Here is a 10,328-nt window from a genome sequence, read left to right as displayed (position 1 = left end):
CAGCCACGCCACCGCCCGGGCCCCTAGCTCAATTGGCAGAGCAGAGGACTTTTAATCCTTTGGTTGTGGGTTCGAGTCCCACGGGGCCTACCGATAAGTTTGGATCAAGGCGCGGTCGAGACGCTTGCCACAGCTCAGTGTGCGCTGTCACCATCTGGATGCACCCGATGACGGGCGCGGGGACGGGTTTGACACAGCAAAGTTGGCGGGACATGAGCCAGAGGACGCGAAACGAGAAGCAGGCTGCCGATCTCCTGAACAGGTGGCTCGAGCACCACGAGCAGGAGCTGGACCCGGTCCGCCCCGACGCCAACGAAGCCGGCCGTGCCGTGCTGGCGGCCTTCGAGTCCCCGGTCCGCCCGCGCACAGGGGACCACGACCGCGTCTGACCAGCGCCGTCGGCCCTAGGAGGCAGGCTCCAGCCACCACGGGCTCGTGTAGGCGATCCCGAGGTCGTTGCCGGGATGCCCCGCCGGGCCCGGGGTCGCGTTGGGCTGCGTCGGGTCCGCGACCCGCAGCAGCACCCAGTCGCCATCCTCACGCGCCAGCGGCACGGTGACGGTGACCAGGTCGCCGACCGCGAACTCCTGGACGAGGGGTACGACGGGAGCGTCGCTCCCCGGTCGCAGCACCTGAACCGTCAGCCGGCGCCCCAGCCACGACTCGTCGCGAGCCAGGTCGAGCGTGAACGTCACGTCAGCCCCGTCCACGCGCAGCACCGACCCCATGGGCACGGCGGGCTCACCTGCGACCGCCGCCGTCGCGTCGATCCGCAGCCCCGACGTGCGGGTGGCGAAGAACCGCCGCGCCTGCATGGCGGCCTTGACCCCGGCACGCGTGTGGTCGGTGACCCACAGACCCGTCCGGCCCTTGCCCTCGGGGTGGCCCCAGTCGACGCCGTGCTCGTCGGTGACCCCGGTGATGCCGGTCCGCCAGCCCGCGTTGAGGCAGGCGCACAGCGGCGAGGACTTCCCGGCGGCCCAGCCCTCGAAGAGGTAGTCGTCGCGCCGGTTGAACATCTCCAGCGACACCAGCTGGTCCCGGGCGGCCGGATCGAACCGGAACTCCTCGAAACGCCCGGGCTCGCGGCCCGGGTGGTTGAAGCCGGCGATCCCGTCGGCGCCACCGTCCAGCACCAGGCCTGGCTCGCGGCGCAGCCACTCGAGCAGCGGCGCCATCAGACCGGCCTGGAGGACGTCGACGTAGTGCTCGGTGAACCAGACGTTGACGTGGCCCAGCAAGGGCTCCGACCACTCGAAGCCGCGGATCGCGGTGAACGCTCCGTCAGCGTTGGCGGCGTCGGCGTACTCCCGGGTGCGCGCCCACCCGTTGGGGGTGAGGCCGGCGGCCTGGTGGTAGTCGGGCGGAAGAGCATCGGTGAGGACGTCGCCGAGGGCGTTGTCGGAGTACGTCGCGTGGTCGGTGAGGGCAGCCACGTCCAGCCCGGCACCACGCATCGAGTCGAACGCGAGCGCCGGGTCGCCGTCGCCGTCCGAGAGCAGCGTGTGGTTGTGCAGGTCGGCGTGGACCAGGGTGGTGCCGGTGGTGATCCTGGAGCTCCGGGCCGCGCCGGCGGCCGGGACCGAGCCGGTGTCGGCGATCGCGGCCGTGTGGCGGGAGGTGAGTCCCGCGATCAGGAGCCCGGCGCCCGCCGCGGAGAGCGCCGTACGCCGCGTCAGGGGTGTGGACGGCAGGGAGCCGTGGTGCTCGCACATGCCCTGTCAACGGGCCGGGGGTTGATTGGTCACCCCACGTCGATCCAGTAGCGGCGCTTGCCGTTCCGGGAGTCCTCGTGGACACCGCCGTTGCGCTCGATGGTCAGCCGCGACCCGTCGTTGTCCTCGTCGCAGGTGAGCAGCACCCGGTCCAGCCCGAGGGCCTTCGCCTCGGTGAGCGCCAGGGCGAGGGCGCGCCGGGCGTGGCCCTCACGGCGTCGGGACGGCCGTACCGAGAACCCGATGTGACCACCCTCCTCGAGCAGCCACGGGGTGAGGGCGTGCCGCAGCGCGAGGAAGCCGACGACCTCCTCGCCCTCGGTGATCCAGAAGTAGGTGCTGCGCACCCTGTTCTCCGGCGGCTCGACCTCAGGGTCGGCGCAGGATCGAAGGTGCGCGACGACAGCGCGGCAACCCTGCTCGGTCGTGTCCAGCCCGTGCTCGAGCTCCCACAGCCCGGACCCGTGCATCGTGCCCTCCGGGAACTCGGCCACGGCCTCGGCCAGGGACTCGCGGTAGCGGACGTCTGGGCGGACGAGCTCGGTCATGGCCCGGATCCCATCACGGCGCCCGTGAAGCGAGCCAACGAATTGTCGAACTGGAACAGGTTCTAGGGTGAGTCCATGGTCGGCTACGTGCACGAAGAGCTCTCATCCGAGGAGATCTCCCGCCAGGAGGGGCTGTACGGGCCGCTCGCCCAGGCTGTGCGCGAGCTGGCCGACGCCTCGATCCGCACCGAGGTCGACGACGCGTCTGTCGCCGCCGCCCGGGAGGAGATCGAGGCGATCACCGCCCGGCTGCGCGCCCAGCAGCTCGACGGGTCCTACGGCATCCGCTTCAACTCAGACGGCACCGGCCGGCCGTGGGGCAACGCGGTCGTCGGGCTGCGGAACCCGGTGGCCCCGCCGCTCGAGATCCGTCGCGACCCGGTCGGCAAGGCATGGGCGGACTTCCGTCTCGGTGCGGCGTACGAAGGTCCGCCCGGCCTGGTGCACGGGGGCGTCGCCGCGCTCGTCCTCGACCAGCTGCTCGGCGAGGCCGCCGGGGCGGGTGGCAAGCCGGGCATGACGGGGACCCTGACCCTGCGCTACCGCCGCGGCACCCCGCTGGGTGACCTGCACGGGGAGGCCTCGATCGACCGCGTGGAAGGCATCAAGACGTGTGCGGTCGGCTCGATCAGTGACGCCGAGGGGGTCACCGTCGAGGCCGAGGGCGTGTTCATCCTGCCGAAGTGGGCGCGCGAGGCGATGGAGAAGCAGCAGGAGCGCTTCGAGTAGCAGCCAGCCGCGATAGTCCCGAACGAAGTGGTGGTGGGGTACGGCGTGTCGCCCACCGTTTCGTGAGGGACTATCCGGAGGGGTCAGCGCTGGTCGGCCGGCACTCCCCGGTGCCCCGCGTCGGTGAGCCGGGCCTCCTCCAACGCCTGCGCCTCGAGGGCCGCCCGACGCTCTGCCTCGCGCGCGGCGTCGTACTCCCCCGGGTCGGAGACCAGGTCGCTGGCCCCGCGCTCGAGCCGCGCGAGCGCCGACCTGGCGAAGATCTGCTGCTCGGTCGTCGTGCGCTCGGAACGGCCGCGGCCCAGGAAGGAGATCGCCCAGTGGAGCAGGGCCGTCACCCGGTTCTTGAACCCGGTGATGTAGACGAGGTGGACGGCCAGCCACATCAGCCAGGCCACCAGCCCGGTCAGCCGGAGCTTGCCCACCATGGCCACGGCGTTGAAGCGGCTGATGATCGCCATCGAGCCCTTGTCGAAGTACCGGAACGCCGGCTGCGGGGGTCGGCCACGCAGCCGTCCGTCGATCTCCTTCGCGGCGTACTTGGCGCCCTGGATGGCCACCTGGGCGACACCCGGCAGGTTGTCGAGGTCGATCATGTCGCCCACGACGAAGACCTCGGGATGCCCGGGGAGGGTGAGGTCGGGGTTGACGCCGATCCGACCGGCACGGTCGAGCGGCGCGCCGGTCTGTGCCGACAGGATGCGGCCGAGGCTGCTGGCCTGGACGCCGGCGGCCCAGATCTTCGTCACCGCAGCGATCCGCTCGGTGTGCCCGTCCTTGTACTTCACCTCGATGCCCCGCTCGTCGAGGTCGGTGACCATCGCCCCGAGCAGCACCTCGACCCCGAGCTTCTCGAGCTCGGCCTTGGTGCTGGCGCCCAGCCGGGCACCGAACGGCGGAAGCACCTGTCCTGCGGCGTCGACCAGGATCACCCTCGCCGTACGGGTGTTGATCTCGCGGAAGTCGCGCTTGAGCGTGCGATGCGCGAGCTCGGCGATCTGCCCCGCCATCTCCACGCCCGTCGGGCCGGCCCCGACCACCACGAACGTCAGCAGGTGGTCCACGTTGTCGCCCCGGTTGGCACCGAGCTCCGCCATCTCGAACGCGCCGAAGATCCGGCCGCGCAGCTCGAGGGCGTCATCGATGCTCTTCATCCCCGGCGCGAACTCGGAGAACTGGTCGTTGCCGAAGTAGGACTGCGTGGCGCCGGCGGCCACGATCAGCGAGTCGTAGGGCGTCACGGTCGCCCGGCTCAGGACGTGCGAGGTCACCTCACGCCGCTCGAGGTCGATGTCGGTCACCTCGCCGAGCAGGACCCGTGCGTTGCGCTGTCCGCTGAGGATCTCCCGGGTCGGCGGGGCGATCTCTCCCTCGGAGAGGATGCCGGTGGCCACCTGGTAAAGCAGCGGCTGGAAGAGGTGGTGCGTGGTCTTGGCCAGGTTCGTCACCTCGACGTCGGATCGACGCAGCGCCTTCGTGCCGAAGAGGCCACCGAATCCGGAGCCGATCACCACGACCCGGTGGCGATCCTGAGTGGGCTGATGTCCTGTCTGCGGGGATTCCATGTCAACCTTCCGTGCGGACCAATCACGCCGTCTGGCAGATCTGGACACCCCCATTGTCCGGCACTCCCCTCCCTCCGCCGAATGAGCGTGGGGTCTGGTTGCTCACACCGGTCCAGCGCACCGGTGAAAAAACTTTGAACTGAACCTGGTTTCGGGCCCACCATGGGGGGGTAGGTGAGCATCGAACAGTTCTGCTCCATTCACATCCGGGCCGGAACACAGGGGGCTCCGTACCGTGCCGATACACAGGCCAGTCTTCACCTTGGGCTCGGGGCGGAGCAGCGTGCACGAAGCCCGGCGCTGGGCGGCCGAGGCATGCTCCGAGATCGGTCGTGGAGACCTTTCCGAATGTGCGGAGCTGGGAGTCTCCGAGCTGATCGGCAACGCGATCCTGCACGGCGAGCGGCCGGTGCGCATGCGGGTGCGGGGCACCCCGGAGCATCCGAGGATCGAGGTCAGCGACGCCTCACCGCAGCCGCCGTTGCTGCCCGACCCGAGCTCCCACCACCCGATCAACGACGACCCCCTGATCACGTTCGGGCGTGGCCTCGACATCGTGGCCCGATGCTCCGACGCCTGGGGAGCCGATATCGATGACCAGGGCAAGGTCGTCTGGTTCGTGCCGGCCACGGCCATCCGGAGCGAGGGAGTCGAGGGAGTCATCACCGGCTCCGACCGTGACCGGCCCGAGCAGACACCACCGGACCACCACGTCCACGTCGAGGTGCGGGAGGTCCCGCTGCGCACCCTCCACGCGTCACAGACCCAGTGGAGCGAGCTGCGCCGCGAGGTCCGGCTCCTCTCGCTCGCCCACGAGGACGACTACCCCCTGGCCAAGAGCCTCTCGGAGCTCTTCGCCGACATCGACCGCATCCTCCGCGAGGGCATCCACAGCGACTCGATCGAGACCGCCCTCGCGGCCGGGGCGGCGACGACGGACCTGCGCGTGAACGTGCCGGAGGCCAGCGCCGAGACCATCGAGCAGTTCCTCGACCTGCTCGACCTTGCCGACGAGTTCTGCCAGAAGCAGCGGCTCCTCTCCCTCGCGCGCACGCCCGAGCAGCGCCGCTTCCAGCGCTGGCTCTTCGGGGAGTTCGTCCGTCAGCAGCGCGGCGAGCCACCGCAGCCCTGGCCTGACGTCCGCGAGACGGCCGACCACGCCTGCTGACCTGCCGGCGTCCCCACGCCCCCGTGGCGCCACGCGTCGAAAAACGCGGCGATTGGGATACAAGTGTCGATGGGTTGCGGCATGATCGCTATCCGGGCAACAGGAGGATTGCGATGCAGGCCGGAACGGCTCTGGTGATCGAGGACGACGCGGACATTCGCGCGCTCGTCGCTGCCGTTCTCGCGGGGTCCGGGTTCGACGTCCACCAGTCCGGCACCGGCCGGGAGGTCGAGGCCCTGCTCGAGAAGCACCGGCCCGACCTGATCACGCTCGACCTCGGCCTGCCCGACGTCGACGGCGTGGAGGTCTGCCGGAGGATCCGCGAGACCAGCGACGCCTACGTCATCATGCTCACGGCACGTACGGAGGAAGGAGACCGTCTGATCGGTCTCCACGTGGGCGCCGACGACTACATGTCCAAGCCCTTCTCGACCCGGGAGCTCCAGGCGCGCGTCACCGCGCTCTTCCGCCGCCCCCGCCACCCGTCCGGTCCGGGCACCGGGGGCAACCACGCCCCGCCGGCGTCCGCGGTGACCCCGGACCTCGACCTCGGCGGTGGGCTGGTCATCGAGCAGGACCGCAGGGAGGTCAAGGTGAACGGCGTCGCCGTCCCGCTGACCCGCACCGAGTTCGACCTCCTGGTGCTGTTCGCCCAGCGGGCCGGGCAGGTCTGGGACCGGCCGTCGATCGTGCGGGAGATGTGGCAGTCCGACTTCCAGGGTTCGAAGAACCTCGTGGACGCCCACGTGGGCAACCTGCGTCGCAAGCTCGACGTCGCCAGTCCCGGCGCGGTGTGGATCCACACCGTGCGGGGGATCGGCTTCCGGCTCGATCCCCTGAGCTGAGTCAGCCGTAGCCGAGCTCGTGCAACCGGTCGTCGTCGATACCGAAGTGGTGCGCGATCTCGTGCACGACCGTGATTCGGACCTCCCGCACCAGCTCTTCCTCGGTCGCGCACATCTCGAGCAAGGGTCGTCGGTAGATGAAGATCCGGTCCGGCAGCACCATCCCGTAGTCGCCGTACCGCTCGGTGAGCGCGACACCGTCGTAGAGCCCCAGCAGGTCCGGGTCGTCCGCCGGGGCGTCGTCCTCGACCAGCACCACGACGTTCTCGATCAGGGCAGACAGCTCGTCGGGGATGGCGTCGAGGGCCTCGTTGACCAGACCCTCGAACTCAGCAGCGCCCATCGCGATCGACATGGATCCAGTGTCGCCTGCGCGACTGCACGACCTTCCGGCGGGAACGACGAACGCCCCGGATCTCGATGATCCGGGGCGTCATGTGCGACCCCGACGGGACTCGAACCCGCGGCCTCCGCCGTGACAGGGCGGCGCGCTAACCAACTGCGCTACGGGGCCATGGCTCCACCTTTGCGAAGCGCTGGAACTCTAACCCATCGTCGCGCCCGCCTCCCAATCGACACCGGCGCCCGGATCCGCAGGCCCCGGCGGGCTCTGGGAGGCCGCGGCTGGTACCCCCAACGGGATTCGAACCCGTGCTACCGCCGTGAAAGGGCGGGGTCCTGGGCCGCTAGACGATGGGGGCAGGACTGCAGCACAGCATAGGGCTCCCGACGCGGCCGGTCCCAAATCCATCGCCGCCCGCCGTGACCCGTGGCCGGACCTGTGGACGTCGGCCGAATCGCCTGGCCCCGACCGTCTCGGGTATGGTTTCGCTCGCTCGGGCAGGTAGCTCAGTTGGTACGAGCGTCCGCCTGAAAAGTGGAAGGTCGGCGGTTCGACCCCGCCCCTGCCCACCGAGCAGAGCCGCAGGCCAGGCCAGGTGCCCGGCCTGCGGCTCTTGTGTGGTGCGGCGGGGGACGCCGTCACCGGCCCGCTACCGCCGGGCGGGTGCCCTGCCCGTGGGTGTGGGGAGCATCCTCCACAGAAAGCTGGTCTGGGCGCGATCCCGCAAACGGGTCATCCGGCAAGCCGCGGGAGACCGCCCGGGCACGCAGTCCGCTGCCGGCCCTGTGATGGCGCCCGTGCCGTTGCGGCTGCCACGTCGGTAGTAGTCCGAAGGTCCTATTGAGGCGCGTCCCCGACCTGGGGAAGTCTTGCCCGACGGCGCTCGGGAGGGCGCCACGGGAACCAGGGGGATCATGATGGGGTTTCACACGATGGTGGCTCGCTCACTCGCGGCGGTCGCCGCGGCGTCGTTCGGGATCGCGCTCAGTCCGTCCCCGGCGTTCGCCGATGTCACCGTCTCCCGCGCGGAGTTCGACCGCGGGAACCTGCGGATCGAGGGGCGGGCCATCGCGGGTCGCACCATCACCGTGGACACCGTCGCCATGGCCAGCAGCGAGGGTGACGGCGACTTCCGCGTCTCTCGTACGGGCTACACCCCGCCGGCAGACTGCACGGTTGCGGTGGACGACGGGTCGCTTCGGCCGGTCACCGTGACTCTCACCGGGTGCACCGTCACCGCTCCTCCGCCACCCGCGATGTTGCCGGACACCCCGGAGATCGGGCCGTTCAACGTCGGCGCCCAGGTGCCGACGACGGTCATCAACCTGTCGAACGCGGTCGGGCCCACCACCTGGTCCGTCACGGGAGCGCTTCCCGACGGGCTCTCCCTCGTCGTCCCCGAGCCAGCGGGACGCCCCAGCCCACCGGAGAACCAGACCTACGCCGAGATCCGCGGCATACCGACGACGGTGCAGACGAGCACGTTCACGATCCGTGCAACCGACGCGAACGGACTGATGGCGACCCGGACGTACACGATCCGGGTCAACCCGGCGCTCGCACTCGACATCACACCGCAAGCCTGGCCGCAGCTGTCGGCCGGCGAGACGGCCAACCTCTGGTTCACCGGCGGCGGAGGCTTGCGCCCCTACCGGTGGCTGGTGAGCGCGGGCGACCTGCCGCCCGGGATGACCCTGATCCAGGATGACCCGAGCAGTGATGTGGTCCGCGTGGCCGGCACCCCCACGACCAGCGGGACGTTCACCTGGACGCTCCGTCTCACCGACGCCCAGGGCGCGACAGTGGAGCGCCCGTTCAGCGCCAGCGTCGCCCCGGCCTCCTCCCTGTCGTCGGTCGCCATCAGTCCCGCCCGGGTGACCGGAGGATCGTCGGCGACCGGGACGGTGACGCTCAGCAGCCCGGCGCCCGCGGCGGGTGCCGAGGTCGCCTTGAGCAGCAGCGACCCCGCGATCGCCGAGGTCAACGTCCGTGTCTTCGTGTCGGGAGCGTCGACGACCGGGACGTTCCCGATCTCGACCGCCGCCGTCACCTCGACCACCACCGTCACCATCACGGCCAGCCACGGCGGAGCGACCAGGTCCACAACCCTCACGGTCGAGCCGGCGAGCACCAGCCCGGTCACTGTCTCGAGCCTGACCCTGACGCCCAGCGCCGTGACCGGAGGCAGCGGAACGTCGACCGGCACCGTCACGCTCGACGGCGAGGCACCCTCAGGTGGTGCACTCGTCGGGGTCACGAGCAGTGGCCCCGCGGCCACCGTGCCGGCGACCGTGACCGTCCCGGCCGGCACCACGAGCGTGACCTTTGCCGTCGGCACGCTCGCCGTTGCGGCGCCCACGACGCTCACCATCACGGCGACGACCGGCGGGACCACCCGCACGGCAACCCTGACTGTGTCCCCGCCGACCACGGTGCCCCCGAACCTCCCGGCGCCCACCTTGCTGTCACCCGCAAACGAGGCCCGATGGGCCCCAGGTGCCTCCCGCACGTTCGACTGGACCGACGTCTCCGGTGCCGCGACCTACCTCGTACAGGTCAGCACCTCCAGCGCGTTCACGACCATCCAGCTCGAGCGGCCCGTCACCGCGTCCCAGACCTCCCTCTCGTTCGGTACCCAGGGCACCCGCTTCTGGCGGGTACGCGCCGTGGACAGTGCCGGGCGGGCGGGAGCGTGGTCCGCGACCCGGTCCTTCCGGGTCAAGAACTGAGCAGCCCCGGAAGGGCCGGGACCGGCGGCCTGACCTGCGGCTCTGCTCGTCAGCAGGAAGCCGCCCGGCCACCGGAATGCAGTTCGCATCCGGCGCAGGGCGGCCTCTGACCTCCTGGGCTCTTCCCGCTTCGCGCCTCCGGTCAGTGACCAGTGGCGTGCCGACGGCGCCGGTAGAAAGCGGCCGCACCGAGCATGACCGCCGACGCGCCGACCAGACCTGCGTTGGTCAGGGTGTCACTGCTGGCCGGCGGCGGCGAGCCCATCGGGTTCGGCTTGCCCGTCCAGCTCACCACGTCGATGCCGCGGTGGATGTCGTCGACGGCGATGTAGTAGGTGCGGGTGCCGTCGGCGTTGCTTCGGATCTTGAAGTCCTCAGCCGCCCAGGTGTTGGCCCGGGGCAGCGTGAACGACGACCGCTCGACGAACTGGAGGTGACCGGCGTCGTCCACGTAGTAGTCGACGATCTTGATGCCCTGGCTGTAGTAGGCCGCGATGAGGCGCTGCTCGCCGGGGATCTGCTCGATCACGTGGATGTCGCAGAACGTCGACGCCGGCACCACCGCGTCGCTGATGTAGACGGCCTTCTCGCCCTCGGGCGTCGTCGCGTAGTCGATGTTCGACGGGTCGCTGATGTCGAACGCGTGGGCACCGCCGTTGCCGTAGGGGTTCTCGATGCCGGGCGAG

10 protein-coding genes and 4 tRNA genes are annotated in these 10,328 nt (G+C 70.4%); 7 read left to right on the top strand and 7 right to left on the bottom strand.

What is annotated here, in order from left to right; genetic code table 11:
* Nucleotides 1-17 precede the first annotated feature (17 nt).
* Together VFN12_RS09715 and VFN12_RS09710 are read left to right on the top strand one after the other, a co-directional pair.
* Nucleotides 18-90 (top strand) — tRNA-Lys (locus VFN12_RS09715).
* Between the two features lie 122 nt (nucleotides 91-212).
* Nucleotides 213-389 (top strand): hypothetical protein, encoded by a 177-nt coding sequence (locus tag VFN12_RS09710; protein ID WP_325118451.1) that lies wholly within the window; start codon nucleotides 213-215, stop codon nucleotides 387-389.
* Nucleotides 390-404: 15 nt separating this feature from the next.
* On the opposite strand, the gene VFN12_RS09705 is transcribed toward VFN12_RS09710, so the two are convergent.
* Nucleotides 405-1,715, bottom strand: coding sequence for a CehA/McbA family metallohydrolase (locus tag VFN12_RS09705; RefSeq protein ID WP_325118450.1), 1,311 nt, complete (start codon nucleotides 1,713-1,715; stop codon nucleotides 405-407).
* A 29-nt stretch (nucleotides 1,716-1,744) separates the two neighbouring features.
* Nucleotides 1,745-2,263, bottom strand: a complete 519-nt coding sequence (locus VFN12_RS09700; protein ID WP_325118449.1) for a GNAT family N-acetyltransferase — start codon at nucleotides 2,261-2,263, stop codon at nucleotides 1,745-1,747.
* A gap of 75 nt (nucleotides 2,264-2,338) precedes the next feature.
* Between VFN12_RS09700 and VFN12_RS09695 the strand changes: the two genes are divergently transcribed.
* Nucleotides 2,339-2,992 (top strand): PaaI family thioesterase, encoded by a 654-nt coding sequence (locus VFN12_RS09695; RefSeq protein WP_325118448.1) that lies wholly within the window; start codon nucleotides 2,339-2,341, stop codon nucleotides 2,990-2,992.
* A gap of 83 nt (nucleotides 2,993-3,075) precedes the next feature.
* Here the strand turns inward: VFN12_RS09695 and VFN12_RS09690 are convergent, their stop codons facing one another.
* Nucleotides 3,076-4,506: an NAD(P)/FAD-dependent oxidoreductase gene (locus VFN12_RS09690; protein WP_325118447.1), complete on the bottom strand. Its 1,431-nt coding sequence runs from the start codon at nucleotides 4,504-4,506 to the stop codon at nucleotides 3,076-3,078.
* A 334-nt stretch (nucleotides 4,507-4,840) separates the two neighbouring features.
* Here VFN12_RS09690 and VFN12_RS09685 point away from each other — a divergent pair, with 334 nt between their 5' ends.
* Nucleotides 4,841-5,725 carry an ATP-binding protein gene (locus VFN12_RS09685; RefSeq protein ID WP_325118446.1) on the top strand — a complete coding sequence of 295 codons (885 nt, stop codon included), beginning with the start codon at nucleotides 4,841-4,843 and terminating at the stop codon, nucleotides 5,723-5,725.
* Between the two features lie 113 nt (nucleotides 5,726-5,838).
* Nucleotides 5,839-6,570: a response regulator transcription factor gene (locus VFN12_RS09680; protein WP_325118445.1), complete on the top strand. Its 732-nt coding sequence runs from the start codon at nucleotides 5,839-5,841 to the stop codon at nucleotides 6,568-6,570.
* A gap of 1 nt (nucleotide 6,571) precedes the next feature.
* Here the strand turns inward: VFN12_RS09680 and VFN12_RS09675 are convergent, their stop codons facing one another.
* The 3 genes from VFN12_RS09675 to VFN12_RS09665 all read right to left on the bottom strand — a co-directional run bounded on the left by VFN12_RS09675 (nucleotide 6,572) and on the right by VFN12_RS09665 (nucleotide 7,271).
* On the bottom strand, nucleotides 6,572-6,925 hold the full coding sequence (locus VFN12_RS09675) for a metallopeptidase family protein (RefSeq protein ID WP_325118444.1): 354 nt from the start codon (nucleotides 6,923-6,925) through the stop codon (nucleotides 6,572-6,574).
* Nucleotides 6,926-7,010: 85 nt separating this feature from the next.
* Nucleotides 7,011-7,084 (bottom strand) — tRNA-Asp (locus VFN12_RS09670).
* A gap of 111 nt (nucleotides 7,085-7,195) precedes the next feature.
* Nucleotides 7,196-7,271 (bottom strand) — tRNA-Glu (locus VFN12_RS09665).
* 137 nt (nucleotides 7,272-7,408) lie between these two features.
* Here VFN12_RS09665 and VFN12_RS09660 point away from each other — a divergent pair.
* Nucleotides 7,409-7,482 (top strand) — tRNA-Phe (locus VFN12_RS09660).
* Nucleotides 7,483-7,830: 348 nt separating this feature from the next.
* Nucleotides 7,831-9,642, top strand: a complete 1,812-nt coding sequence (locus VFN12_RS09655; protein ID WP_325118442.1) for a putative Ig domain-containing protein — start codon at nucleotides 7,831-7,833, stop codon at nucleotides 9,640-9,642.
* Nucleotides 9,643-9,784: 142 nt separating this feature from the next.
* Here VFN12_RS09655 and VFN12_RS09650 read toward each other — a convergent pair.
* Nucleotides 9,785-10,328: hypothetical protein (locus VFN12_RS09650; RefSeq protein WP_325118441.1), on the bottom strand; the 544-nt coding region annotated here is incomplete at its 5' end.

The sequence above is a fragment of the Nocardioides sp. genome, assembly GCF_035703625.1.
GTDB lineage: Bacteria > Actinomycetota > Actinomycetes > Propionibacteriales > Nocardioidaceae > Nocardioides.
The sequence above is the reverse complement of the archived record's forward strand: the minus strand, read 5'-3'. Positions and strand labels throughout refer to the sequence as shown.

Bases quoted from the DNA above. Each gene is read 5' to 3' on its own strand.
- VFN12_RS09680 (WP_325118445.1), top strand. From the start codon at position 5,839: ATGCAGGCCGGAACGGCTCTGGTGATCGAGGACGACGCGGACATTCGC.
- VFN12_RS09705 (WP_325118450.1), bottom strand. From the start codon at position 1,715: ATGTGCGAGCACCACGGCTCCCTGCCGTCCACACCCCTGACGCGGCGT.
- VFN12_RS09675 (WP_325118444.1), bottom strand. From the start codon at position 6,925: ATGTCGATCGCGATGGGCGCTGCTGAGTTCGAGGGTCTGGTCAACGAG.
- VFN12_RS09655 (WP_325118442.1), top strand. From the start codon at position 7,831: ATGGGGTTTCACACGATGGTGGCTCGCTCACTCGCGGCGGTCGCCGCG.
- VFN12_RS09695 (WP_325118448.1), top strand. From the start codon at position 2,339: ATGGTCGGCTACGTGCACGAAGAGCTCTCATCCGAGGAGATCTCCCGC.
- VFN12_RS09700 (WP_325118449.1), bottom strand. From the start codon at position 2,263: ATGACCGAGCTCGTCCGCCCAGACGTCCGCTACCGCGAGTCCCTGGCC.
- VFN12_RS09710 (WP_325118451.1), top strand. From the start codon at position 213: ATGAGCCAGAGGACGCGAAACGAGAAGCAGGCTGCCGATCTCCTGAAC.